This is a genomic window from Pantoea sp. SM3640 (assembly GCF_015654165.1).
GTDB classification, from domain to species: domain Bacteria; phylum Pseudomonadota; class Gammaproteobacteria; order Enterobacterales; family Enterobacteriaceae; genus Pantoea; species Pantoea vagans.
In genome coordinates, this window is sequence record NZ_CP064872.1 from 2,510,392 (window position 1) to 2,534,648 (window position 24,257).

Genomic DNA, 24,257 nt, shown 5'->3' on the forward strand with positions numbered 1-24,257 from the left:
CGGTTTTTCCGTCGCCTTTTTTATGGCTCTCATGCTAGATTCTGGCGCCTGAAGAGATGGAAATGTCTTTCCATTTTCCCCTGTCACCGACATTTAGCATGGTCTCGCATGGACAAATCGCGGCAGCAGCATCTTACCCGCTGGCTTCGTCAGCAACGTCGTTTCGCCAGTCGCTGGTTGCGGCTCAACACGCTGCTGGGCGTGGTAAGTGCCCTGCTGATCATTGCCCAGTCGGGTTTACTGGCCTCGCTGCTGCAGGCGCTGATCATAGACCAGCAGCCGCGTGAAACCCTGACGGTCAGTATCGTGCTGTTACTGCTCTGCTTCGTACTGCGTGCCCTGATTAACTATGCCCGCGAACTGACCGGTTATCGGGCGGGGCAGGCTATCCGTCAGGCGTTACGTCAGCAGGTCTTAGACCGGTTGTCTGCGCTGGGCCCGGCGTGGATTCAGGGAAAACCAGCCGGGAGCTGGGCAACCCTGCTGCTGGAGCAGATCGAAGAGATGCAGGAGTACTACGCCCGCTACCTGCCGCAGATGACGCTGGCGGTGCTGATCCCCTGCTGCATTCTGCTGACTGTTTTTCCGCTGAACTGGACCGCAGGTCTGATCCTGTTTGCCACTGCGCCGTTGATTCCGCTGTTTATGGCGCTGGTCGGAATGGGTGCGGCCGAGGCCAATCGCCGCAACTTCCTGGTGCTGGCCCGCCTGAGCGGTAACTTTCTCGACCGTCTGCGCGGCAGAGAAACGCTGCGGCTGTTTCATCGTGGTGAAGCAGAGCAGCAGGCGGTTGCCGACGCCACCACTGATTTTCGCCAGCGCACCATGGACGTGCTGCGTTTAGCGTTTCTCTCCTCCGCCGTGCTGGAGTTTTTTGCCTCGTTAGCCATTGCTGTGGTAGCCGTCTATTTTGGCTTCTCCTATCTGGGCGAATTACATTTCGGTGATTATGGCCACGGCGTGACGCTGTTTGCCGGGTTCCTGGTGCTGATCCTCGCCCCGGAGTTTTTCCAGCCACTGCGCGATCTCGGCGCGTTCTATCATGCCAAAGCCCAGGCGGTCGGCGGTGCCGATGCACTTGAGGCCTTTATGCAGGCGACACCTGACGCCGCGCCGCAGGAGGGTCAGTTATCTTTCACAGCCGACCGTTCCATCGCCCTTGTCGCCGATGATCTGCGGGTCTGCGCGCCCGATGGTCAGGTGCTGTGCGGCCCGCTCACTTTCACTATTGCCGCTGGCGAGCAGATTGCGCTGGTCGGTCAAAGCGGAGCCGGGAAAACGGCACTGATGAACGCCCTGCTTGGCTTCCTGCCTTATCAGGGCTCGCTGAAAGCGAATGGCGTCGAACTGCGTGATATACGGCGGAGCGACTGGCATCAGCAGCTTAGCTGGGTAGGCCAGAATCCTCAGTTACCGGCCAGCACCTTACGCGACAATATCGTGATGAATGCGGTCTGGGATAGCGAGCGCTTTGCGATGCTGCTGGAATCGTGTGGCATTAACGAGTTCATGCCTCGTCTGCCCAGGGGGATTGAAACTCAGCCCGGCGATGGTGGTAATCAGCTGTCAGTGGGTCAGGCACAGCGGGTCGCGGTCGCACGCGCGCTCTATAAATCCTCACATTTATTGCTGCTTGATGAGCCGGCAGCCAGCCTGGATGCACTCAGCGAACGTCATGTGATGCTGGCCCTGAACCAGGCGGCTGCCCGCCAGACCACCCTGATGATTACCCATCAGATTGATACGCTGAGTCGCTGGAAGACCCTCTGGGTGATGGAGGCGGGTAAACTGGTGCAACAGGGCAACTGGCAGCAGCTATCGCAACAGCCCGGTGCCTTCAGCGAAATGCTGAAGCATCGTCAACAGGAGATCCGCTGATGTCGGCCTTGCGTCCTTTTCTTCGTCTCTGGCTGTGCCACCCTTTCCGTCTTGCGCTGGGCATCGTGCTGGCGATTGCTACCCTGCTGGCCAGCATTGGCCTGCTGACCCTGTCAGGCTGGTTTCTCGCCGCATCGTCAGTAGCAGGCGTAGCGGGCCTCTATACCTTCAACTATATGCTGCCCGCGGCTGGCGTCCGTGGTGCTGCGATCATCCGTACCGCCGCACGCTATGCTGAACGTCTGGTCAGTCATGATGCGACGTTCAGGGTGCTTCAGCATCTGCGCGTCCACACCTTCAGCCGCCTGATGGCACTTTCGCCGGGACAGCTGTCACAGTTCCGCCAGGCGGACCTGCTCAACCGTTTTGTCGCCGATGTTGATACGCTGGATCATCTCTATCTGCGCGTCATTTCGCCGTTGATCGGCGCATTTGTGGTGATAGTGGTCGTTACCCTTGGGATGAGTTTTATTGATATTCCGCTGGCACTGACGCTCGGCGGTATCATGCTGAGTACGCTGGTTCTGATGCCGTCGCTGTTTTATCGTCTGGGCTCACCGGCAGGCGTTGCAATTGCCCATGGACGCGCCCGCTGGCGTCAGCAGCTGATGCAGTGGCTGGCGGCGCAGGCTGAACTGACGTTATATGGTGCCTCGCAGAGCTGGCGTCAGCAACTTGACCAGGATGAACAGCGCTGGCAGCAGGCACAAAGCCAGCAACAGCGTTTACAGGCCGCCGCCCAGAGCCTGCTGCTGCTGATCAGTGGCGTAACCGTAACCCTGCTGCTCTGGCTTGGTGCTGCGACAATCAGTGAACAGCAGTTACCCGGCTCGCTGATTGCGCTGGTGGTGTTCTGCGCCCTGGCCGCCTTTGAGGCGCTGGCACCGGTTGCAGGCGCTTTTCTGCCCATGTCGCAGGTGACAACTGCCGCGCAGCGGGTCAATGACATTATCGATCAGTCACCCGCTATCACCTTTCCGGCACAGTCAGATGCCCGGTCAGGACCGCTCAACGTCAGTATCGATCGGCTCGACTTCAGCTACCCCGACCGTCCGGATAAGGCACTCAACAGCTGTACCCTGCAGGTCGCCGCAGGTGAACATATTGCGCTACTGGGACCGACCGGCTGCGGAAAATCGACGCTGCTTGCGCTGCTGACCCGCGCCAGGGAGAGCCAGCACGGTGTCATCATCCTGAATGATCTGCCGATTACCGCCTGGTCAGAGTCCGCGTTGCGCCAGCGTATCAGCGTGGTGACTCAGCGGGTTCATCTTTTCAGTCAGAGCCTGCGCGATAACCTGCTGCTGGCTCGTCCCGATGCCACTGATGAGCAGCTATGCCGCGTACTGAACGACGTGGGCCTGCACCGCCTGCTTGAGAACAAGGAAGGACTAAACGCCTGGATGGGTGAAGGGGGTCGCCCGCTTTCCGGCGGTGAACTGCGCCGGCTGGCGCTGGCGCGCGCGTTACTGCACGACGGCGATCTCTGGCTGCTGGATGAGCCCACCGAAGGGCTTGATGCGACCACCGAGCAACATATTCTCGCCCTGTTGCAACGGCTGACCGCCGGAAAAACCTCGATCATGGTTACTCACCGGCTGAGTGGCCTGGAGCGCATGGATCGTATCTGCGTGATGGATAATGGCGCGATTGTTGAACAGGGCAGTCATACGGAATTAATCTCAAAAGCGGGGCGCTACTGGCGTTTCCGGCAGCGTATTGCGTTATACTTAGCGAAATGCCGATGAGTAACATAACGCGATGAGACTGGTACAACTGTCACGGGAATCTCTGCTCTTTCCACCGCCTGAGATGGCGCTGCGTGAGCCAAATGGCCTGCTGGCCATGGGCGGCGATCTCTCCCCTGCCCGGTTACTTAATGCTTATCAGCACGGTATTTTTCCGTGGTTTTCGCCCGGCGATCCCATTCTCTGGTGGTCGCCCGATCCCCGGGCCGTTCTGTTACCAGAGCAGTTTCATCTCAGCCGTAGCATGAAGCGTTTTCACAATCGCTCACCCTATCGGGTGACAATGAACGAGTCCTTTGCCGAGGTGCTTGAGGGCTGCGCCAGCGGTCGCGAGGAAGGCACCTGGATTACCTTTGAGATGAAGCGTGCCTGGTTGCGACTGTATGAACTTGGCCACGCGCACTCCATCGAGGTGTGGGATGAACATCAACTGGTGGGTGGCATGTATGGGCTGGCGATGGGACAAATCTTCTGCGGTGAGTCGATGTTCAGTCGTCAGCAGAATGCATCCAAAACCGCACTATGGGTCTTTTGTCAGCATTTCATCCGGCATCAGGGCCGACTGGTAGATTGTCAGGTACTTAATCCCCATACTGCCTCGCTGGGCGCGCAGGAGATCCCGCGCGCTGATTATCTGCAATATGTACAACGCCTTGCTGACCAGCCGGTCAGCGATGGCTGCTGGCAGACACAAACGCTTTTTTAGCCGTGCAGAGATGTTTTGCACACATAAAGGCGCATAAGTGGTATAATAGTCGAGTTTGGTATGTCGTCCGCGCTTCGCAATAACGAGCCGGAATTGCCAGGCTGGGAATCTCAACGCACTCTCGGAACTGTTTTCAATCGTGCGCATGTAACCGGTTGATTCAGATTCTTAGCCCGCTAATCCCCTGCAGACGTCACCTTAAACACCCTAATTTTACCGGATGCGCGCAACTGACGTGCACCCCGGCAAAGCGTTGGCAAAATCGCCGACGGTTCTTTACATAAATCGTTGAATTGGGCATTATCTTGCCGGTTCAACTGAAAGGTAGTACACCCAGAGGATTCGATGGCCAAAGAAGACAATATTGAAATGCAAGGTACCGTACTGGATACGTTACCTAACACCATGTTCCGCGTAGAACTTGAAAACGGACACGTGGTCACTGCTCACATCTCCGGTAAAATGCGCAAAAACTACATCCGTATCCTGACGGGTGACAAAGTGACCGTTGAGTTGACCCCGTACGACCTGAGCAAAGGCCGCATTGTCTTCCGTAGTCGCTAATTTGCAGTAATCTCATCGCTCTGCATATTGCAGCGAAAAAAAAGGCCGGATTTTAATCCGGCCTTTTTCACATCTGTAGCAGGTGATTAATGCACAGTGCCTTCGGTTTTGCGTTTTTCAGCACTCAGGAAGTGATAAGTCAGTTCACCTTTCTCACGATCCAGCGCGACTGATACTGAGCCGCCATCCACCAGCGAACCAAACAGCAGTTCATTAGCTAACGGTTTCTTCAGGCTGTCCTGCACGGTGCGCGCCATCGGACGTGCGCCCATCGCTTTGTCGTAGCCCTTCTCAGCCAGCCAGTCACGCGCTTCATCACTGACTTCCAGCGACACGCCTTTCGCATCCAGCTGCGCCTGCAACTCGACAATAAACTTGTCGACCACCTGATGGATCACCTCTGGTGACAGGTGACTGAACCAGATGATGTTGTCGAGACGGTTACGAAACTCTGGCGTAAAGATCTTTTTGATCTCCTCCATCGCATCGGTACTGTTGTCCTGATGAATCAGGCCAATCGACTTACGTTCAGTCTCACGCACACCGGCGTTAGTGGTCATCACCAGCACCACGTTACGGAAGTCTGCTTTACGACCGTTGTTGTCGGTCAGCATGCCGTTATCCATCACCTGCAGCAGCAGGTTAAAGACATCCGGGTGCGCTTTCTCAATCTCATCCAGCAGCACGACCGCGTGAGGATGCTTGATTACCGCATCCGTCAGCAGGCCACCCTGATCAAATCCGACGTAACCCGGAGGCGCACCAATCAGACGACTGACGGTGTGACGCTCCATGTACTCAGACATATCAAAGCGCAGCAGCTCAATGCCCAGGGCTTTCGCCAGCTGCACGGTGACTTCCGTTTTACCAACACCGGTTGGTCCGGCAAACAGGAAGGACCCGACCGGCTTACGATCCTGACCCAGACCAGCGCGGCTCATTTTGATTGCTTCCGTCAGCGCCTCAATGGCGTTGTCCTGACCAAACACCAGCATCTTCAGGCGATCGCCCAGATTTCTCAGTGTATCGCGATCGGTTGCCGACACGCTTTGCTCAGGGATACGGGCAATACGGGCCACCACAGTTTCAATGTCAGAGACATTGATGGTTTTCTTACGCTTACTGGCTGGCATCAGGCGCGCACGCGCACCCGCTTCATCAATCACATCAATCGCCTTGTCAGGCAGATGACGATCGTTGATATATTTCACCGCCAGTTCCACGGCTGCACGCACCGCTTTAGCGGTATAACGTACATCGTGATGCGCTTCGTACTTGGTTTTCAGGCCATTCAGGATCTGCACGGTCTCTTCAACAGAAGGCTCCGTGATATCGATCTTCTGGAAACGACGCGCCAGAGCACGATCTTTTTCGAAGATGTTGCTGAATTCCTGATACGTGGTGGAACCCATCACGCGAATCTTGCCCGAAGAAAGCAGTGGCTTGATCAGGTTAGCGGCATCAACCTGGCCACCGGACGCGGCACCCGCACCGATGATGGTATGGATCTCATCGATAAACAGAATGCTGTGTTCGTCCTGTTCCAGCTGCTTCAGCAGCGCTTTGAAACGTTTTTCAAAGTCACCACGGTATTTAGTGCCCGCCAGCAGTGAACCGATATCCAGCGAGTAGATGGTGCAGTCTTTCATCACTTCCGGTACATCGCCCTGCTCGATACGCCAGGCGAGACCTTCTGCAATGGCGGTTTTACCCACACCCGATTCACCCACCAGCAGCGGGTTGTTTTTACGACGACGGCACAGCACCTGAATGGTACGTTCCAGCTCTTTATCGCGACCAATCAGTGGATCAATACCACCGACGCGAGCAAGCTGATTAAGATTGGTGGTGAAGTTTTCCATACGCTCCTCCCCGCCTGCTTGCTCTTCGTTAACCGGATTTTCAGCGCCTGGCGCCTGGCCCGGCTCGTCTTTGCGCGTACCATGAGAGATGAAATTCACCACATCAAGGCGGCTGACTTCATGTTTGCGTAACAGATAGGCCGCTTGCGACTCCTGCTCGCTGAAGATGGCGACCAGCACATTTGCCCCGGTGACTTCGCTGCGACCGGATGACTGGACATGGAAAACCGCACGCTGCAGGACGCGCTGGAAACTGAGCGTCGGTTGTGTATCGCGCTCCTCTTCACTGGCGGGCAGCACCGGCGTGGTTTGTTCGATGAAGGCTTCGAGTTCCTGCCGCAGAGCCACAATGTCCACCGTACAGGCTTCCAGTGCCTCTCTGGCCGACGGGTTACTGAGCAACGCCAGTAACAGATGCTCGACGGTCATAAACTCATGACGGTGCTCACGCGCTCTGGCGAAAGCCATATTTAAACTGAGTTCCAGTTCTTGATTGAGCATTAGGCACCTCCCCCAATTATCGCCCTTACCAGTTTCCTATATGGAGACGGGTTCAGGCTTTTTCCAGCGTACACAGCAACGGATGATGGTTTTCCCGCGCATAGTTGTTCACCTGGGCCGCTTTTGTTTCGGCGACTTCTGCAGTAAATACACCACAGATCGCCTTGCCGTGATAGTGAACTTTCAACATCAGCTGCGTTGCACGTTCAACATCATAAGAAAAGAACTTTTGTACGACGTCAATAACAAATTCCATAGGTGTATAATCGTCATTATTCAGAATGACTTTATACATAGAAGGCGGCTTTAACCCTTCGCGTACTTTGTCTTCGGCCAGATGTTCAAAGTTAAGCCAGTCGTTTGTGTTTGCCATAGTGTTCCGTTGAGATTTTGCTTTGAGCCTTTTAATGGCTACATGTTGAGAGTTTAACATGCCTGTCAAGCTCCTGGTCGCTGCTGAAAATTTATTCAGAAATTCCCTTGCGCGACCTGCATCACAAAATTTGCAATAGCGTTAACTACCTCAAATTTTGATGATTTTTTCCCCACCTGGCCCGGTGGTTTGCTTGACGCCAGCGGCGCTTTCTCTACATTCTACCTGCACACGCTGATTGAGTTTTAATCAAATCCGACTCACAGCCTGTAAGACCTCACCTACTTATAAAATGTCTTGCGAGGGAAGTAAAAGCATGGAGACGGGCACAGTTAAATGGTTCAATAATTCCAAAGGCTTTGGCTTTATCTGTCCGGTTGGCGGTGGCGACGATATTTTTGCACACTACTCCACCATCCAGATGGAAGGCTACCGCACGCTAAAGGCAGGCCAGCAGGTTCAGTTCGACGTTCATGAAGGTCCGAAAGGCAATCACGCTAGCCTCATCGTGCCGGTTGAGATACAGGCCGTGGCGTGATACTTACCCCACCTCTGAACAGTGACGCAAAAATGCCAGCCAGTGCCGCTGGCATTTTTCTTTCCGAAGCAGACTTAATCTGCCTGGCGCTGCGCCAGCCCAATCACCCGGGCAAACATCTGCCGTATTAACGGCGGGATGGCCTCCGGCCCGCGTTCCGCCGCCGACGTCGCCACTGCGATTGCCAGTTCTGGCTTGGAGCTCTGGTGAATCGCTTTAGTAATAATACGCCTGGAACTCATCGGAACGTTTAACGGCAGGTGCGCCATCTGATGATAGACATCCTGGAAACCCTGGTGATAGAGAAAATTCTCCATATCCAGCGCCGGTAGCTGCGTCAGAAAACGCGGCTCAGGATCGCCGGGCTGTAACTGCGTACGTGCGGTGCTGGCATATTTGTTACCCGCCTGATCACCGTCTGTCAGCACATGCCAGGCGATGCCCATGCGGCGGGCAAACTTCAGCAGCGGCTTTAAGCCCGACTGAGCAAACTCAATTACTTTTACCCCTTCAGCCGCGAAGTTGTAACCGCACTGCTGTGCCAGCTCATTCATGATCCAGACTTCGGTTTCCCCCTCCACCAGCAGCCAGCAGCGGGCAAACAGCGCTGCAGGCCGGTTGACACGAATATGGAAGCCGATGCGTCGGCTCTCTTCGGCACTCAATCCCTCCGGACCAATACGCCAGGCGGCCACGCGCGAGGGGCCGCGTACCAGACGACAGACGTTCTCTACAGGCACCTGAGACAGCAGCTCAGCGGAATTGGTGGTGGCGATTTTTTGCAACGGCAGCAGCTTCAGCAGGTTCCATGCTACCGACAACATAATCGGATGCAGCCGGGTTTCAGGATCTTCAATCAGCAGCAGCGGCCGGGCATCAGCGGCCAGCGGGACATCGCCTCGCGCCTCAATCAGCAGGGTAAACATTTGCAGCAGGATCAGCTGACGGCTGCGGGAGTCGGTTCCGGCAATCAGCTGATTGAGATGATCCAGCGCCCGCCATCCCTTTTCCCCGTCGCGTGTCTGCGCATCCCGTGACCTGAGTTCGTTGCCCGCATCGGGCAACTGCACCAGAAAGTAGTGCTGCATTAGCTGCTGCATGGTCTTCAGCCCCTGTCGCAGCACCTCATCACTGAGCTGCTGGGGATGATGCTCCAGATCGCGCGCCAGCGACTCCATGCCCGCCAGCAGCTCAGGATGGGGAGTCGCCACCGGCGCACTGTTTTGCGTCCGCTTACTAAAGCGCGCATCGCGCAGTCGCAGCACCGGATAGCGTTTCAGCAGCAGATCAATGGCCGCCGCGCAGTGCTGCTCAGGCAACAGCTGTGCGTTCACATCAACGAAACGGCGTCGGGTCTCGATGCCGCTGTCACGCCAGGTGGCACTAACACTGTAATAAAGCCGACGCTGACCCTGAGCATCGTGCTGCCAGAAGGCCGAGAGCACCGCATCCGGGTCGCTGCCGTCATCGCGAAAATGAAATACTACTGACAGACGGCGCATAGGATCGGTCAAATCGCCTGGCGTGAAATGGAAATCAGCCTGGGTAAAATCATAGGCTGGTTCATGGGGCGAAAGCAGCAGGCTCAGGGCATCCAGCAGGCTGGATTTCCCCCACGCATTCTCACCAATCAGCAGATTGGTCCGGGTTAGAGGGAGTGAGAGTTTGTTGATGCCGCGGAAACCGCGAATATCGATATGTTCCAGAATCATAGGCGTCCGTCCTCAGGTTATAAACAGCATGGTTGCCGCCAGCGAACCGGTCAAGCTGCGATGGGGTTTACTCCGATACGCTTTTTCGCTAGCGTGTTGCCTCTTCCCCCATGGATGGCATTGATATGTACTCCGGACTTCTGATTATTCTGCTGCCGCTGATCGCCGGCTGGCTGCTACCTTTCCGCAAAACCGACACCCTGCGCCGGGTAAATCAGCTGCTGGGCTGGATGGTTTACGTGATCCTCTTCTTTATGGGCATCAGTCTGGCCTTTCTCGACAATCTGAGCAGCAACCTGCTGGCGGTTTTTTACACCGCACTGGTGGCGGCGTTCTGTATTCTGCTGTGCAATCTGCTGGCACTGCGCGGACTGGAAAAGTATGCCCCCTGGCAACATGCGCACCGGCAGGAGAAACTGCCATCGCGACTGCATATGGCGCTGGACTCCCTGAAGCTGTGTGGCGTCGTTGTCATTGGTTTTTTGCTTGGGCTGACCCAGTGGCCACTGCTGCATCACGCCTCAACCGCAAGCGAATATGCGCTGATCTTCCTGCTGTTTCTGGTGGGCGTTCAGCTGCGCGGCAGCGGCATGACGCTGCGGCAAATCATCCTGAACCGTCGTGGCATGCTGGTGGCCGTTGTCGTGCTGGTCAGCGCGCTGATCGGCGGCATGCTTGCCGCGCTGGTACTGGGCATCCCTCTGAAGACCGGTCTGGCGTTGGCCAGCGGCTTTGGCTGGTACTCCCTCTCCGGCATTCTGATGACCGAAGCCTTTGGCCCGGTCATCGGCAGCGCCGCCTTCTTCAACGATCTGGTGCGTGAACTGGTGGCCATCATGCTGATCCCGGCACTGATTGGCCGTCATCGTTCGAGTGCACTGGGCCTGTGCGGAGCCACCTCAATGGACTTTACCCTGCCGGTACTGCAGCGGGCGGGCGGCAATGAGATTGTCCCGGCCGCCATTGTGCACGGCTTTGTCATGAGTCTGCTGGCCCCGATTCTGATCGCCCTCTTCTCTGCCTGAATCCTGTCTGAAATGCGCTGAGCTCTGCCAGCGCATTTTTTCACGTCTGCTTTTCTGCCGTGTCGTCTACGCTTCTTTTTTCGGTTCTGGTCACGTCACTCTTTAGTACGGGCCGACAAAGGAGAAGAGCATGAAACAAACCGTGGCGGCGCTGGTCGCCAAAACGCTGGAAAGCGCGGGCGTCAAACGCATCTGGGGTGTCACCGGGGACTCCCTTAATGGCCTGAGCGACAGTCTTAATCGCATGGGCACCATCGAATGGATGCCGACGCGCCATGAAGAAGTGGCTGCCTTTGCGGCGGGCGCGGAAGCCCATATCAGCGGCGAACTGGCGGTCTGCGCCGGTTCCTGCGGGCCAGGCAACTTACATCTGATCAACGGTTTGTTCGACTGCCATCGCAACCGCGTCCCGGTTCTGGCGATTGCGGCGCATATCCCCTCCAGCGAAATCGGCAGCGGCTATTTCCAGGAAACTCATCCGCAGGAGCTGTTCCGCGAATGCAGCCACTACTGTGAGCTGGTCTCTAATCCTGAGCAGTTACCCCAGGTGCTGGGCATTGCCATGCGTAAAGCGATTCTGAATCGTGGCGTCTCAGTCGTGGTACTGCCTGGTGACGTGGCGCTGAAACTGGCACCGGAAAGCGCCAGAACTGAGTGGTATCCGCCGCAGTTGCCGCAGGTCCTGCCTCAGCCCGCCGAACTGGCCCGGCTCGCACAGACGCTGAACGACGCCACCGATATTACGCTGCTGTGCGGCAGTGGCTGTGCCGGTGCGCATCAGGAAGTGGTCGCGCTGGCCGAAGCGCTGAAAGCGCCTATCGTCCATGCGCTGCGCGGTAAGGAGCACATCGAATATGATAACCCTTATGATGTCGGCATGACCGGCCTGATTGGCTTCTCATCCGGTTTCCACGCCATGATGAATGCCGGGACGCTGGTATTGCTCGGCACCCAGTTCCCCTACCGCGCCTTCTATCCCGAAAACGCAAAGATCATCCAGATTGATATCAATCCGGGCAGTCTGGGATCACATTCTCACGTCGATCAGGCTTATGTCGGCGATGTGAAAAGCACGCTACAGGCATTACTGCCGCAACTGACGCCCAAAAGCGATCGCAGCCATCTCGACAGTGCAGTTAAGCACTACGGTGAGGCGCGTAAAAGTCTGGACGAGCTGGCGCAGCCCAACGACAAGCAGCCGATCCACCCGCAATATCTGGCACAGCAGATCAGCCACTACGCCAGCGACGACGCTATTTTTACCTGCGATGTCGGAACACCGACCGTCTGGGCGGCGCGGTACCTGAAGATGAACGGCAAACGTCGCCTGCTGGGTTCGTTTAACCATGGCTCGATGGCGAATGCGATGCCACAGGCGCTGGGCGCGCAGTCGATCGATCGCAACCGTCAGGTCGTCGCGCTGTGCGGCGACGGCGGTTTCAGCATGCTGATGGGCGATTTTATCTCACTGGCGCAGCTAAAAATGCCGGTAAAACTGGTGATCTTTAACAACAGCGTACTGGGCTTCGTGGCGATGGAGATGAAGGCCGGTGGCTATCTCACTGACGGCACCGAGCTGGAGAATCCTGACTTTGCCGCTATCGCCCAGGCCTGCGGCATCCGTGGCATCCGGGTAGAAAAAGCGTCGGAACTGAATGGCGCGCTGGAGCAGGCGTTTGCCCATGATGGCCCGGTGCTGGTGGATGTCATTACCGCCAAAGAGGAGCTGGCGATGCCGCCGCAGATCAAAATGGAGCAGGCCAAAGGCTTCAGCCTCTACATGCTGCGCGCCATCATGAACGGTCGCGGGGATGAGGTGGTAGAACTGGCGAAAACCAACTGGCTGCGGTAAAACAGAGGTTCCATCCAGGCGGGCGCGATGCCCGCCTTTTTTTTGTCTTCCGCCACGTTCAGGAGCATAAGGTGATCGATTTACGCAGTGATACCGTGACCCGGCCCAGCGCCGCCATGTTAAGCGCGATGATGTCAGCCGAAACCGGTGATGACGTCTACCGTGACGATCCCACCGTGAATGCGCTGGAGGCGGAAGCCGCACGCCTGAGCGGCAAAGCCGCAGCGCTGTTTTTCCCGACCGGCACCCAGGCAAACCTGGTGGCGTTGCTCAGCCACTGCGAGCGCGGCGATGAATATATCGTCGGTCAGCAGGCGCACAACTACAAATATGAAGCGGGCGGCGCAGCGGTGCTGGGCAGTATTCAGCCGCAGCCGGTGCTGGCCGCCGACGATGGTACCCTGCCGCTCGATGTGGTGGCAGCGGCCATTAAGCCGGATGATATTCACTTTGCCCGCACCCGCCTGCTGAGCCTGGAGAACACCCATCACGGAAAAGTGCTGCCGCTGGATTATCTGGAACAGGCCTGGACCTTTACCCGCGAGCACAAGCTGGCGCTGCACATTGATGGCGCACGCATTTTCAACGCGGTAGTGGCACAGAAGACCACGCTGGCGACGATTGCCCGCTACTGCGACACCCTCACCATCTGTCTCTCTAAAGGTCTGGGCACGCCCGTCGGTTCGCTGCTGTGCGGCGACACGGCGTTGATTGAGCGCGCCCGTCGCTGGCGCAAAATGACCGGCGGCGGCATGCGTCAGGTGGGTATTCTGGCGGCGGCGGGTCTCTATGCGCTAGAGCACAACGTGGCGCGACTGCAGGAGGATCATGACAATGCCGCCTGGCTGGGACAGCAGCTGCATGAGCTGGGCGTCAGCGTCATCGATCAGCAGACCAACATGCTGTTTGTCGCGGTGCCGGAAGCCCAGGTCAAACCCTTAGGCGAGTGGATGAAGGCACGCGGCGTGTTAATCAGCGTGGGAACACGCACCCGGCTGGTCACCCATCTGGATGCGGACCGTGCGGCGCTGGAGCAGGTTGTCGCCCACTGGAAGGCGTTTCTCCAACAGTAATCCGCTATTCCGCCGCGCCATACTTCTCCAGTAGCGCGGCAGCTATCGCGGCGGTTTCGGCATCGGGCTGACCGCGATAATCCGCAGGCCGGAAATGCATCTGAAACGCAGCAATCACCTTCTGCTGCTCACGCGCACTCATCCCCGCTGTCACTGCATAACCGTAGCGTTGCAGACTTTCCATAAGCGGCTGTACAGGCACCCGCGCGTGCGGATCCTGACCCGCTAAATAAAACTGCACCCGTCCGGCATCGGGCCAGGCACCGAGTCCGCGCTGTGCCAGCTGCTGCCACGGGAACAGCGGGCCGGGATCCTGCTTACGCTGCGGCGCGATATCACTGTGACCGACAATGTTTTCTGGTGGGATGCCATAACGCTGTGCAATATCCCGCACCAGCGCCTCCAGCGTAGTGATCTGCGCGGCGGTAAAGGGCTGCCATTCGAGGCCGGTCAGCGTCCGGCGATAACCCCCGTTCACCAGCTCAATGCCAATTGAGGTGTCATTGATGCGGGTGGCTCCACGCCAGAAGCTGGGACCGGCATGCCAGGCAAGCTGCTGCTCTGGCACCAGCTGCCAGATAACGCCTTTACCGGCGCGCTGTGGCGGCTGGCGGGGAATCAGATAGTGAGCGCTGACTTCCCGATCGGTGAGCGTCGCCAGCGACGAAGAAAAATCTTCGGCGGTGTAGTGGACCACAATCACCTTCACCCGTGGTCGTGCGCCCTGCGCCGGATGCCGCAGATCGGCCCAGTAGCCGTCACGGGACTCCATACCGGAGTGACAGCCCGCCAGCAGCAGTGCCAGTATCAGCAACAGCCCGCGTTTCAACGAATGATCACCGCCGTACCGCTGACGCTGACCATCAGCATGCTGCCATCTTTGCCGACCGTTTCGTAATCAATGTCGATACCGACCACCGCGTTGGCACCCAGCGCTTTCGCCTGCTCTTCCAGCTCTTCAAACGCGATCTCCCGCGCTTTACGCAGCTCTTTCTCATACGCGCCGGAACGGCCACCGACCACATCACGGATGCCCGCGAAAAAATCGCGGAAGATGTTGGCCCCAAGAATCGCTTCTCCGGTAACCACGCCGCAATATTCACTGATGCTGTGACCTTCCAGCGTTGGGGTTGTTGAAAATTTCATCGCATTCTCCTTGTTGAAAACCGGGCTAAGGCTCTTTCGACTAAAAAGCACGGCTATACTCTATGCTAAAAAGGGCACCTTGCCAGAGAACCATAAGGAAATCGAGATGAGAAACAACGCGTTTGCGCTAATGATCCCGGCGGCCCTGCTGCTCAGCGCCTGTACCACCGTTGAGCCAGTCATTAAGGATAATGGCCCGCGAACCGCCCCCTGCATTGACGGCGGTCCTGACCAGGTAGCCCAGAAGTTTTACGACCTGCGTGTCGAACAGCCTGTGCAGGGCCTGCCCGACAGCAACACGCTGGCAAAATATCGCCCTTACCTGAGTGATGCGCTTTATCACTCCCTGCAGGCGGCCAGCGGCAGCAATGCCGGCTCACAGTGGCGCAATGGCGATCTCTTCTCCAGCCTGTCACAGGGTCCGACGGCTGCCAGCGTCGCCGATGCCTCCACCATTCCGAACCGTGATGCACGCAACATTCCGCTGCGGGTCGATCTGAGCCGCGACGGCAAGCAGTGGCAGGACGAAGTGCTGATGATCCATCAGGGCACCTGCTGGGTCGTTGATGACGTGCGCTACATGGCGAACCCTGCGCATGCCGAGGGTGGCAGCCTGAGCCAGATGCTTGAAAAATCAAAAAAATAATTAAGGTTCAACGGTTATGAAAAGCGCAGCCACCGCAGGTGACTGCGCTTTTTTTATTGCCGCTGCCCGCCACAAGGCCTTTCACTGACCGCAGACAGCGCATGATATTGTGCTAAGCTTTTGCTATTTACCTGCTGTTTTACAAATTTTAACCCACCTTAATTGCATAACTATTCTGGTGACGTTAAAATCCGCGACACTAATAGCTATTCAAATCTGGCGCATGAGTATTCAACTAAACGCAATAAACTGCTTCTACGGTGCTCATCAGGCGCTGTTTGACATCAACCTTGAGTGTCCGCAAGGCGAGACTCTGGTGCTGCTGGGGCCCAGCGGTGCGGGCAAGAGTTCGCTGCTGCGGGTACTTAACCTGCTGGAGCAGCCACGTTCAGGTCAGTTGCAGATTGCCGGCAATCAGTTCGACTTCACGCAGAAACCGTCTGATGCCGCGATTCGCGAACTGCGTCAGAACGTCGGCATGGTGTTTCAGCAATATAATCTCTGGCCACATCTGACCGTGCTGCAGAATCTGATCGAAGCGCCCTGCCGGGTTCTGGGCCTCAGTAAAAGCGACGCCCGTGCCCGTGCCGATAAGCTGCTTGACCGGCTGCGCCTGACGCCCTATAGCGATCGCTTTCCGCTGCACCTATCCGGGGGTCAGCAGCAGCGTGTGGCCATTGCCCGCGCGCTGATGATGGAGCCGCAGGTGCTGCTGTTCGATGAGCCGACGGCCGCGCTGGACCCTGAAATTACCGCACAGATTGTCAGTATCATTCGCGAACTGGCGCAGACCCGCATTACTCAGGTGATTGTGACCCATGAAGTGGAGGTGGCACGTAAAACGGCCAGCCGCGTTGTTTACATGGAGAACGGTCACATTGTGGAACAGGGCGATGCCAGCCGCTTTACACAGCCGCAAACCGAGGCGTTTGCTCACTATCTTTCGCACTAAGTCAGGATGCTAAAAATGAAAAAAATGGTACTTGCTGCACTGCTTGCCGGTTTTAGCCTGAGTGCTACCGCGGCACAGACGATTCGTTTTGCGACCGAAGCCTCTTATCCTCCTTTTGAGTTTGTGGATGCGGATAATAAGATTCAGGGCTTTGATGTCGATCTGGCTAATGCGCTGTGTAAAGAGATCGACGCAACCTGCACCTTCACTAACCAAGCGTTCGACAGCCTGATCCCAAGCCTGAAGTTCCGTCGCTTTGATGCGGTGATGGCGGGCATGGATATCACGCCGGATCGTGAGAAACAGGTCCTGTTCACCAAGCCTTACTACGACAACTCGGCGCTGTTTGTTGCTCAGAAAGGCAAAGTTGCCAGTGTTGAAGCGCTGAAAGGCAAGCGGGTTGGCGTTCAGAACGGCACCACTCACCAGAAATACCTGACGGATAAACACAGCGACATCACCATCGTGCCTTACGACAGCTATCAGAACGCGGTGCTGGATCTGAAAAACGGCCGTATTGATGCTGTCTTCGGTGACACCGCCGTGGTTAACGAGTGGCTGAAGCAGAATGCTGCGCTGGCTGCCGTCGGCGACAAAGTGACGGATAAAGCCTACTTTGGTACTGGCCTGGGCATTGCGGTACGCACCGGTAACACCGATCTGCAGACTAAATTCAATGGCGCACTGGATAAGATCAAAGCAGATGGCACGTACAAAACCATCTACAGCAAATGGTTCCAGCAGTAATCTCTGATGAATGAAATGATGACCCTCGCAAGCGCCGCCGGGATGACCGTCGGCCTTGCTGTTTGTGCTCTCATCGCAGGCCTGGTGCTGGCGATGATATTCGCTGGCTGGGAGTCACTGCGCCTGAGACCGCTGGCGTGGATTGGCACCGGTCTGGTGACGCTGATCCGTGGCCTGCCGGAAATTCTGGTGGTGCTGTTTATCTATTTTGGCGCCTCACAGCTGCTGCTCACCCTCTCTGACGGTTTCACGCTGAACTTCGGGCTGTTTACGCTGCCGGTTCAGATGCAGATTGAGAACTTCGATGTCAGTCCGTTCCTGTGCGGTGTGATTGCGCTGGCGATGCTCTATGCCGCCTACGCCTCACAGACGCTGCGCGGCGCACTCAAAGCGGTGCCGGTCGGTCAGTGGGAGTCGGGGCAGGCGCTGGGCATGAAAAAGTCGGCCATTTTTCTCCGGCTGATTATGCCGCAGATGTGGCGTCATGCCCTGCCCGGTCTGGGTAATCAGTGGCTGGTACTGCTGAAAGATACCGCACTGGTTTCGCTAATCAGCGTTAATGACCTGATGCTGCAAACCAAAAGTATTGCAACGCGTACCCAGGAGCCATTTACCTGGTTCCTGGTGGCGGCCGCGATCTACTTAGTGATTACGCTGTTGAGCCAGGTGGTGTTACGCCGCATCGAACTGCGCACCACCCGCTTTGAACGGGGGAACAGCTAATGCTGGCCTATCTGCCCGAACTCATGAAAGGGCTGCACACCAGCCTGACGCTGACGGCGGCCTCGCTGGTGGTAGCACTGCTGCTCGCGCTGCTCTTCACCGTGGTGCTGTCGCTGAAGACGCCGGTACTGAATCCGCTGGTAAAAGGGTTTATCACGCTGTTTACCGGTACGCCGCTGCTGGTGCAAATCTTCCTGATCTACTACGGTCCGGGACAATTCCCCTCGATCCAGCAGATTCCCTGGCTGTGGCATTTACTGTCGCAGCCGTGGCTGTGCGCGATGCTGGCGCTATCGCTGAACAGTGCGGCTTACACCACGCAGCTATTTTACGGTGCGGTCCGGGCGATTCCTTCCGGACAGTGGCAGTCGTGCGCGGCACTGGGAATGAGCCGCAAAGACACCCTGCGCATTCTGCTGCCTTATGCATTTAAACGCGCCCTCTCCTCCTACTCCAATGAAGTGGTGCTGGTGTTTAAAGGCACCTCGCTGGCCTACACCATCACCCTGATGGAAGTCATGGGCCACGGCCAGCTGCTCTATGGTCGCACCTATGACATTACGGTCTATGCCGCGGCGGGTCTGATTTATCTCTGCGTTAACGGTTTGCTGACGCTGATGATGCGCCTGATCGAAAAACGCGCCCTGGCCTTTGAACGACGTAACTGAATACCGGGCGAGCCCCCTCGCCCTTTTTGCCTGAAAAATCACACTAATTGCATAAAAATTCATTTTATGGCAGGGTATCGCCTTCTCTGGCTGACCACATCACAGGAATCATAAAATGAAAAAATGGATTATCGCTGCTGCGCTGGCTTCGCTGGCGGTGACCGCGCAGGCCGCGGAAACGATTCGCTTCGCTGCTTCAGCAACCTATCCGCCCTTTGAATCTCTGGATAAGGAAAATAACCTCGTCGGATTTGATATCGATCTGGCTAAAGCGCTGTGCCAGCAGATGAAAGCGGAGTGTACCTTCACTAACAATGCCTTCGACAGCCTGATCCCGTCACTGAAATTTCGCCGCTATGACGCCGTGATTTCCGGTATGGATATCACCACGGAGCGCAGCAAGCAGGTCGATTTTACGCAGCCTTATTACGCTAATTCTGCCATCGTGATTGCACCGAAAGGCCGGTTCAGCAGCTTCGGTGATTTGAAAGAAAAGCGCATCGGCGTTGAAAACGGCACTACCCACCAGAAGTACCTGCAGGATAAGCATCCGGAAGTGAAAGTGGTGGCGTATGACAGCTATCAGAATGCGATTCTGGATATGAAGAGTGGCCGGCTGGATGGCGTGTTTGGCGACAGCGCGGTAGTGAATCAGTGGCTAAAGGCCAATCCGGATCTCGCGACGGTCGGTGAACATGTCACGGATGCAGACTACTTTGGTACCGGCCTCGGCATTGCGGTACGTAAAGGCAATACCGCGCTGCGCGATCGGTTCAATCAGGCGCTGACTGAACTGAAAGCCAACGGCAGCTGGCAGCAGCTCAATCAGAAATGGTTCCCGGAGTAATGACCGGCTGAAGCTCCGGACTTAGTGCTGACGTCGGGTTAACAGCGTCAGCACTTCAAAATGCGCGGTGTGCGGGAACATGTCGAACAGCTGCACTTTTATAACCTCATAGTCATTCAGCCGGGCAATATCCTGCGCCATGGTCTGCGGATTACAGCTTGAATAGAGCAGATAATCCGGGGCCATCTGGCTGAGATAGTCACACAGCGCCTCACCCATCCCACGGCGTGGCGGATTCACCAGCACCAGCTGCGGCACTGCGTCGCGTCCGGTGGCAAACGCCGTCGAATCCAGCGCCGCAAACTGCACTTTTTCCAGCCCCAGCATCTCAGCAGAGCGTCGGGCGCATTTAATCGCCTCAGCGCTAATCTCGATGCCGGTCAGTTCCATTTCCGGTGTCGCGCAGTGCAGGCCAAAACCGCCTACGCCGCAGAAGAGATCCCACATGCTGTTAACCGGCAGCGCACGCACCCAGTCGCGCGCAGTGGCATAGAGCGCGCTGGCAACCTGCGGGTTGGTCTGAAAGAAGCTCTGCGGGCGGATCCACAGCGGCACGCCATTGAAGTTCTCTGCCAGCGACTGATCGGGCGTCAGCGCAATCTCCTCTTCGCCCTCCAGAATCGCCATGTGCACCGGCTGAATGTTGGCCGAAATCACCGCCAGCTGCGGTAACTGCTGCTGCAGCCACGGCAATGCCGCGCGCAGCTGTTCCAGTTTGGCGGTTGAGCGCAGGACAAAACGCAGCATCACGCCGCCCTGCTGGCTCTCGGTGATCAGCAGAAATTTGAGTTCACCGCGTTTGCGCGCCACGTTGTAGGGCGTCAGCCCGGCACGGGCGATAAAAGGCTTAAGCGCTGCAAACACCGGCTGGAAGCTGGCGGGATAGAGCGGGCAGTTGCAGAGATCGACAGGCTCACCATCACGGTGAACAAGACCCAGCACCGGACGCTCCACACTACCGCTGACCACCATTTTGGCTTTGTTACGAAATGCCTGCTGCGCTGACGTGACGGGCGGTAACCAGTCCGCAACCGGCTGCTCAGCCAGTAGCTGTTCCAGCTGCGACTGTTTGTCGTTCAGCTGAATGGGATAGGGTTTTTCCAGCCACTGACAGGAGCGGCAACGGTTAGCGTCATAAAGCGCGCAGTGCATGGTAAAGCCTTAACGATGGGGTCGGGCGGAGCGCGATTGTATCACCGCTTTCTGAAAAAAGCGCGGCTGCTGGCAGGCAGAAACAGCAGCATCAACACGACCAGATCGGGGATTTTCTGCGACAGCGTATGGTGGATAATCTGGGCGTTATTATCGCCATCAATGCTGAAAATCTCGGGGTAGATCCCGCCCAGCGAGGCAAAAAGCATATAGATCAGCACAACCCCCTGCGTGGCTACATAGCCCCAGCGGCCACGGTTACTGCCGCGCATCAGGGTAAAGGCGCAGCGCAGTTCGAACAGGAAGATCAGCTGACTGGCGATAAAGATAAGCGTCGAGTCCCAGGACTGGGCGCTGCGGTGAACAAAGTTGGCGATTTCACTGTAACCCAGCTCATTGGCCAGCATCAGTACGCTCAGGCAGCGGGTCGCAATAATGGCAATGCCCGCAACCGTCACCGGAACCGGTGCGTCTGAAAGCGTTGCACTGCTTTTGAAGATTTCTGACATAGTCCCTGACTCCACCCGATCGAAAAACGGGCCGGTTAAACCGGCCCGTTCATATAGTGGCAAAGGTTACGTATTTCAGCCACGTTTAGCTTTCTGAATATCGCTTAAACGCTGTTTTTCTTCGTGCGCCATGAATCGCCAGGCGATAAAACCGACTAAACCGACCACAAACAGGATCAGGGAAGCCAGCGCATTGATTTCCGGGTTCACGCCGCGGCGTACGGTAGCGAAGATCGCCATCGGCAGCGTGGTAGCGCCAGGCCCGGTCACAAAGCTGGCGATCACCAGATCGTCGAGTGACAGGGTAAATGCCAGCAGCCAGCCGGTCACAATCGCCGGCGCAATCATCGGCACGGTAATGACGAAGAAGACCTTCAGCGGCGTCGCGCCTAAATCCATCGCCGCCTCTTCGATTGAGCGGTCCAGTTCACGCAGACGCGAGTTAATCACCACCGCCACATAGGCGGTACAGAAGGTGACGTGCGCCAGCCAGATGGTCAGCATACCGCGCTCACTCGGCCAGCCAAAAGCGTTGCCCATGGCCACAAACAGCAGCAACAGCGACAGGCCGGTGATCACATCGGGCATCACCAGCGGCGCTGTCAGCATAAAAGCAAAACCGTTGTGCCCGCGGAAGCGACCAAAGCGCACGATGATCACCGCCGCCAGCGTACCCAGCACCACCGCCATGGTGGCCGACAGCCCGGCAATGCTCAGACTCAGCAGCACCGCATCAATCATCGCGCTGTCCTCAAACAGCACTTTGTACCAGTGGAATGAGAAGCTGTCCCACACCGTTACCAGCGGTGAGCTGTTGAAGGAGTAAACCACCAGCAGCAGCATCGGCGCATAGAGGAACAGGAAGCAGCAGACCAGAATGCCGGTTCGCCAGGGCGAGCGGATGGTTGGCAAATTATTCATACCTTCTCTCCCATTTCACGGTTTTGATGCTTATGGAACCAGATGATCGGCAGAATCAGGATCAGCAGAATAATCACCGCCAGCGCGGAGGCCACCGGCCAGTCGCGGTTATTGAAGAACTCCTGCCACAGGATACGGCCGATCATGATGCTGTCCGGGCCACCCAGCAGTTCAGGGATCACGTACTCCCCCACCGCCGGAATAAACACCAGCATCGACCCGGCGATAATGCCGCCTTTGGTCAGCGGCACAATCACGCTGAAAAAGGTCTTCAGCGGACGCGCCCCCAAATCCAGTGAGGCTTCCACCAGCGAGTAGTCGATACGGGTCAGCGCGGTGTAGATTGGCAGCACCATAAACGGCAGATAGCAGTAGACGATACCGATATAGACCGCGGTGTTGGTGTAGAGGATCACCAGCGGATGATCGATCACGCCCAGCCACAGCAGGAAGCGGTTCAGAATACCGTTGTTGTTCAGCAGGCCCATCCAGGCGTAAACGCGCACCAGAAACGAGGTCCACGACGGCAGGATCACCAGCAGCAGCAGAATGGTGCGCATCGACGGCTTGCTGTGCGCCACGGCCCAGGCAAGCGGATAGCCAATTAGCAGACAGATTACCGTGGAGATCGCTGCCACTTTCAGCGACTGCAGATAGGCATCGATGTAGAGCGGATCGTCGGTCAGCGTCAGGTAGTTACCGAAATTGAGCACAATACTGAACTGGTCGTCGGCCCAGCTCACCAGCTCGGTGTAAGGGGGGATCGCCCGCGCAATGTCCGCGAAGCTGATCTTCAGCACCGTCAGAAACGGCAGCAGGAATAACAGCACCAGCCAGACATAAGGCAGTGCGATCACCAGCTTGCGGCCATGCTGCATTTTTACCCGCGTGGCCCAGCGTTGCAGCGGCGTACCGACCAGGCGGGCGGGCGCTTTAGCGCGTTGGAAAATCTGGCTCATAGCCGCTCCTTAAACCGTCAACACCACGCAGCTGTCGCTTTCCCAGCAGAGGCGGACTTCATCACCCCAGGTCGGCAACCCTTTGCGGTAGCGATGCGCGTTTTGCAACTGTGCGCTGATCATCTGCCCGCTATGCAGACGGACATGGAAAATCGAGAGGTCACCGAGATAGGCGATGTGAACCACTTCGCCCACCGCAAAGTTACAGCCATCGGCAGGCCCTTCGTCGCACAACATCACTTTTTCCGGACGCAGCGCGACGTGCACCGGCACGTTATCCACTACCGAAACATCGGAGTCGACTTTCAGCGGATGCATCAGGCCGGGGCTGTCGATCACCAGGCCATCTGCCTGACGTTCACGCAGTAAGCCTTCGAAGACGTTAACCGACCCGATAAATTCGGCGCTGTAGCGGCTGGTCGGATGCTCGTAAATCTCCTCCGGCTCGCCAATCTGCACGAACTTACCGCGATTCATAATCGCAATACGGCCCGCCATGGTCATCGCCTCTTCCTGGTCGTGCGTTACCATCACGCAGGTCGCGCCCACACGCTCCAGAATATCGACCACTTCCAGCTGCATCCTGTCGCGCAGTTTTTTGTCCAGCGCGCCCATCGGCTCATCCAGCAGCAGCAGTTTGGGCCGTTTCGCCAGGCTGCGAGCCAGCGCCACACGCTGACGCTGACCACCGGAAAGCTGATGCGGTTTGCGTTTCGCAAACTCCTGCATATGCACCAGCGCCAGCATTTCGGCGACGCGGCTGGTGATCTCCCCTTTCGGCAGCCGATCCTGCTTCAGACCAAAGGCGATGTTCTGCTCCACCGTCATGTGCGGAAACAGCGCGTAAGACTGGAACATCATGTTGATCGGACGCTGATAGGGAGCAACGTGCGACAGATCCTGTCCATCCAGCACAATCTGGCCGCTGGTTGGGGGTTCAAAACCGGCCAGCATGCGCAGCAGCGTGGATTTGCCACAGCCCGATGCGCCCAGCAGAGCGAAGATTTCACCTTTATAAATGGTCAGACTGACATCATCCACGGCGTGCTGGCCGTCAAAGGATTTGGTCAGATTGCGAATTTCCAGCAGCGGCGTTAAAGCCTTTGCGGTTTTATGTTGAGGGCGGGGAATGGCATCGTTCACAAAGGGTTCTCT

Annotated in this window: 24 protein-coding genes; 14 read left to right on the forward strand and 10 right to left on the reverse strand. The window is 56.9% G+C overall.

Going from position 1 to position 24,257, the window contains the following annotated elements:
- Positions 1-108: 108 nt before the first annotated feature.
- The 4 genes from cydD to infA all read left to right on the forward strand — a co-directional run bounded on the left by cydD (position 109) and on the right by infA (position 4,896).
- Positions 109-1,878: a cysteine/glutathione ABC transporter permease/ATP-binding protein CydD gene (gene cydD, locus IV493_RS11670; RefSeq protein WP_147788457.1), complete on the forward strand. Its 1,770-nt coding sequence runs from the start codon at positions 109-111 to the stop codon at positions 1,876-1,878.
- Positions 1,878-3,626 (forward strand): cysteine/glutathione ABC transporter ATP-binding protein/permease CydC, encoded by a 1,749-nt coding sequence (gene cydC / locus IV493_RS11675; protein ID WP_195857172.1) that lies wholly within the window; start codon positions 1,878-1,880, stop codon positions 3,624-3,626. The genes cydD and cydC overlap by 1 nt, the downstream gene beginning before the upstream one ends.
- Before the next feature lie 13 nt (positions 3,627-3,639).
- Positions 3,640-4,332, forward strand: a complete 693-nt coding sequence (gene aat / locus IV493_RS11680) for a leucyl/phenylalanyl-tRNA--protein transferase (RefSeq protein ID WP_110331618.1) — start codon at positions 3,640-3,642, stop codon at positions 4,330-4,332.
- Between the two features lie 345 nt (positions 4,333-4,677).
- The gene (gene infA, locus IV493_RS11685) at positions 4,678-4,896 is read left to right on the forward strand and encodes a translation initiation factor IF-1 (RefSeq protein WP_002211347.1); all 219 of its coding nucleotides are present in this window, start codon (positions 4,678-4,680) and stop codon (positions 4,894-4,896) included.
- Between the two features lie 86 nt (positions 4,897-4,982).
- On the opposite strand, the gene clpA is transcribed toward infA, so the two are convergent.
- Both clpA and clpS read right to left on the reverse strand, forming a co-directional pair.
- The gene (clpA, locus tag IV493_RS11690; RefSeq protein ID WP_033732099.1) at positions 4,983-7,259 is read right to left on the reverse strand and encodes an ATP-dependent Clp protease ATP-binding subunit ClpA; all 2,277 of its coding nucleotides are present in this window, start codon (positions 7,257-7,259) and stop codon (positions 4,983-4,985) included.
- Positions 7,260-7,311: 52 nt separating this feature from the next.
- Positions 7,312-7,632, reverse strand: a complete 321-nt coding sequence (clpS, locus tag IV493_RS11695; protein WP_003849318.1) for an ATP-dependent Clp protease adapter ClpS — start codon at positions 7,630-7,632, stop codon at positions 7,312-7,314.
- A 316-nt stretch (positions 7,633-7,948) separates the two neighbouring features.
- Between clpS and cspD the strand changes: the two genes are divergently transcribed.
- A complete protein-coding gene (gene cspD, locus IV493_RS11700; protein ID WP_013357297.1) occupies positions 7,949-8,170 on the forward strand; it encodes a cold shock-like protein CspD in 222 nt (73 codons plus the stop codon).
- Positions 8,171-8,244: 74 nt separating this feature from the next.
- Here cspD and IV493_RS11705 read toward each other — a convergent pair whose 3' ends face one another.
- Positions 8,245-9,882 carry an ATP-dependent endonuclease gene (locus IV493_RS11705; RefSeq protein ID WP_195857173.1) on the reverse strand — a complete coding sequence of 546 codons (1,638 nt, stop codon included), beginning with the start codon at positions 9,880-9,882 and terminating at the stop codon, positions 8,245-8,247.
- 125 nt (positions 9,883-10,007) lie between these two features.
- On the opposite strand from IV493_RS11705, the gene IV493_RS11710 reads away from it, so the two are divergent.
- The 3 genes from IV493_RS11710 to ltaE all read left to right on the forward strand — a co-directional run bounded on the left by IV493_RS11710 (position 10,008) and on the right by ltaE (position 13,832).
- Positions 10,008-10,907: a lysine exporter LysO family protein gene (locus tag IV493_RS11710; RefSeq protein ID WP_195857174.1), complete on the forward strand. Its 900-nt coding sequence runs from the start codon at positions 10,008-10,010 to the stop codon at positions 10,905-10,907.
- 130 nt (positions 10,908-11,037) lie between these two features.
- Complete coding sequence (gene poxB / locus IV493_RS11715; RefSeq protein WP_195857175.1) at positions 11,038-12,759, forward strand: ubiquinone-dependent pyruvate dehydrogenase; 1,722 nt, start codon at positions 11,038-11,040, stop codon at positions 12,757-12,759.
- Between the two features lie 71 nt (positions 12,760-12,830).
- Positions 12,831-13,832, forward strand: a complete 1,002-nt coding sequence (ltaE, locus tag IV493_RS11720; RefSeq protein ID WP_195857176.1) for a low-specificity L-threonine aldolase — start codon at positions 12,831-12,833, stop codon at positions 13,830-13,832.
- 4 nt (positions 13,833-13,836) lie between these two features.
- Here the strand turns inward: ltaE and IV493_RS11725 are convergent, their stop codons facing one another.
- Positions 13,837-14,661 (reverse strand): N-acetylmuramoyl-L-alanine amidase, encoded by an 825-nt coding sequence (locus IV493_RS11725; protein ID WP_095707458.1) that lies wholly within the window; start codon positions 14,659-14,661, stop codon positions 13,837-13,839.
- Positions 14,658-14,978, reverse strand: a complete 321-nt coding sequence (locus IV493_RS11730) for a heavy metal-binding domain-containing protein (RefSeq protein ID WP_003849304.1) — start codon at positions 14,976-14,978, stop codon at positions 14,658-14,660. The genes IV493_RS11725 and IV493_RS11730 overlap by 4 nt, the downstream gene beginning before the upstream one ends.
- 106 nt (positions 14,979-15,084) lie before the next feature.
- Between IV493_RS11730 and IV493_RS11735 the strand changes: the two genes are divergently transcribed.
- The 6 genes from IV493_RS11735 to IV493_RS11760 all read left to right on the forward strand — a co-directional run bounded on the left by IV493_RS11735 (position 15,085) and on the right by IV493_RS11760 (position 19,561).
- A complete protein-coding gene (locus IV493_RS11735; RefSeq protein ID WP_013357291.1) occupies positions 15,085-15,624 on the forward strand; it encodes a lipoprotein in 540 nt (179 codons plus the stop codon).
- 223 nt (positions 15,625-15,847) lie between these two features.
- The gene (gene artP, locus IV493_RS11740) at positions 15,848-16,576 is read left to right on the forward strand and encodes an arginine ABC transporter ATP-binding protein ArtP (protein WP_013357289.1); all 729 of its coding nucleotides are present in this window, start codon (positions 15,848-15,850) and stop codon (positions 16,574-16,576) included.
- A 15-nt stretch (positions 16,577-16,591) separates the two neighbouring features.
- Entirely contained in the window at positions 16,592-17,323 is a 732-nt protein-coding gene (gene artJ, locus IV493_RS11745; RefSeq protein WP_033732083.1) for an arginine ABC transporter substrate-binding protein, read from the forward strand.
- 6 nt (positions 17,324-17,329) lie between these two features.
- Positions 17,330-18,046, forward strand: coding sequence for an arginine ABC transporter permease ArtQ (artQ, locus tag IV493_RS11750; RefSeq protein WP_195857177.1), 717 nt, complete (start codon positions 17,330-17,332; stop codon positions 18,044-18,046).
- Positions 18,046-18,714: an arginine ABC transporter permease ArtM gene (gene artM, locus IV493_RS11755; protein ID WP_013357286.1), complete on the forward strand. Its 669-nt coding sequence runs from the start codon at positions 18,046-18,048 to the stop codon at positions 18,712-18,714. Before artQ ends, artM begins: the two co-directional genes overlap by 1 nt.
- A gap of 115 nt (positions 18,715-18,829) precedes the next feature.
- Positions 18,830-19,561, forward strand: a complete 732-nt coding sequence (locus IV493_RS11760; protein WP_013357285.1) for an arginine ABC transporter substrate-binding protein — start codon at positions 18,830-18,832, stop codon at positions 19,559-19,561.
- Between the two features lie 21 nt (positions 19,562-19,582).
- Here the strand turns inward: IV493_RS11760 and rlmC are convergent, their stop codons facing one another.
- From rlmC to potG, 5 genes are all read right to left on the reverse strand, one after another.
- Positions 19,583-20,713, reverse strand: coding sequence for a 23S rRNA (uracil(747)-C(5))-methyltransferase RlmC (gene rlmC, locus IV493_RS11765; RefSeq protein ID WP_195857178.1), 1,131 nt, complete (start codon positions 20,711-20,713; stop codon positions 19,583-19,585).
- A gap of 41 nt (positions 20,714-20,754) precedes the next feature.
- The gene (locus IV493_RS11770) at positions 20,755-21,222 is read right to left on the reverse strand and encodes a YbjO family protein (RefSeq protein WP_195857179.1); all 468 of its coding nucleotides are present in this window, start codon (positions 21,220-21,222) and stop codon (positions 20,755-20,757) included.
- Between the two features lie 75 nt (positions 21,223-21,297).
- A complete protein-coding gene (potI, locus tag IV493_RS11775; RefSeq protein ID WP_013357282.1) occupies positions 21,298-22,143 on the reverse strand; it encodes a putrescine ABC transporter permease PotI in 846 nt (281 codons plus the stop codon).
- Entirely contained in the window at positions 22,140-23,102 is a 963-nt protein-coding gene (potH, locus tag IV493_RS11780) for a putrescine ABC transporter permease PotH (RefSeq protein WP_110331608.1), read from the reverse strand. The genes potI and potH overlap by 4 nt, the downstream gene beginning before the upstream one ends.
- Before the next feature lie 9 nt (positions 23,103-23,111).
- Positions 23,112-24,245: a putrescine ABC transporter ATP-binding subunit PotG gene (potG, locus tag IV493_RS11785; RefSeq protein WP_195857180.1), complete on the reverse strand. Its 1,134-nt coding sequence runs from the start codon at positions 24,243-24,245 to the stop codon at positions 23,112-23,114.
- Between the last annotated feature and the right edge of the window lie 12 nt (positions 24,246-24,257).

Bases quoted from the DNA above. Each gene is read 5' to 3' on its own strand.
- artP (WP_013357289.1), top strand. From the start codon at position 15,848: ATGAGTATTCAACTAAACGCAATAAACTGCTTCTACGGTGCTCATCAG.
- cydD (WP_147788457.1), top strand. From the start codon at position 109: ATGGACAAATCGCGGCAGCAGCATCTTACCCGCTGGCTTCGTCAGCAA.
- cspD (WP_013357297.1), top strand. From the start codon at position 7,949: ATGGAGACGGGCACAGTTAAATGGTTCAATAATTCCAAAGGCTTTGGC.
- artJ (WP_033732083.1), top strand. From the start codon at position 16,592: ATGAAAAAAATGGTACTTGCTGCACTGCTTGCCGGTTTTAGCCTGAGT.
- IV493_RS11760 (WP_013357285.1), top strand. From the start codon at position 18,830: ATGAAAAAATGGATTATCGCTGCTGCGCTGGCTTCGCTGGCGGTGACC.
- potH (WP_110331608.1), bottom strand. From the start codon at position 23,102: ATGAGCCAGATTTTCCAACGCGCTAAAGCGCCCGCCCGCCTGGTCGGT.
- aat (WP_110331618.1), top strand. From the start codon at position 3,640: ATGAGACTGGTACAACTGTCACGGGAATCTCTGCTCTTTCCACCGCCT.
- rlmC (WP_195857178.1), bottom strand. From the start codon at position 20,713: ATGCACTGCGCGCTTTATGACGCTAACCGTTGCCGCTCCTGTCAGTGG.
- infA (WP_002211347.1), top strand. From the start codon at position 4,678: ATGGCCAAAGAAGACAATATTGAAATGCAAGGTACCGTACTGGATACG.
- clpS (WP_003849318.1), bottom strand. From the start codon at position 7,632: ATGGCAAACACAAACGACTGGCTTAACTTTGAACATCTGGCCGAAGAC.
- poxB (WP_195857175.1), top strand. From the start codon at position 11,038: ATGAAACAAACCGTGGCGGCGCTGGTCGCCAAAACGCTGGAAAGCGCG.
- IV493_RS11770 (WP_195857179.1), bottom strand. From the start codon at position 21,222: ATGTCAGAAATCTTCAAAAGCAGTGCAACGCTTTCAGACGCACCGGTT.
- IV493_RS11730 (WP_003849304.1), bottom strand. From the start codon at position 14,978: ATGAAATTTTCAACAACCCCAACGCTGGAAGGTCACAGCATCAGTGAA.
- IV493_RS11710 (WP_195857174.1), top strand. From the start codon at position 10,008: ATGTACTCCGGACTTCTGATTATTCTGCTGCCGCTGATCGCCGGCTGG.
- IV493_RS11735 (WP_013357291.1), top strand. From the start codon at position 15,085: ATGAGAAACAACGCGTTTGCGCTAATGATCCCGGCGGCCCTGCTGCTC.
- cydC (WP_195857172.1), top strand. From the start codon at position 1,878: ATGTCGGCCTTGCGTCCTTTTCTTCGTCTCTGGCTGTGCCACCCTTTC.
- artQ (WP_195857177.1), top strand. From the start codon at position 17,330: ATGAATGAAATGATGACCCTCGCAAGCGCCGCCGGGATGACCGTCGGC.
- clpA (WP_033732099.1), bottom strand. From the start codon at position 7,259: ATGCTCAATCAAGAACTGGAACTCAGTTTAAATATGGCTTTCGCCAGA.
- artM (WP_013357286.1), top strand. From the start codon at position 18,046: ATGCTGGCCTATCTGCCCGAACTCATGAAAGGGCTGCACACCAGCCTG.
- IV493_RS11705 (WP_195857173.1), bottom strand. From the start codon at position 9,882: ATGATTCTGGAACATATCGATATTCGCGGTTTCCGCGGCATCAACAAA.
- potI (WP_013357282.1), bottom strand. From the start codon at position 22,143: ATGAATAATTTGCCAACCATCCGCTCGCCCTGGCGAACCGGCATTCTG.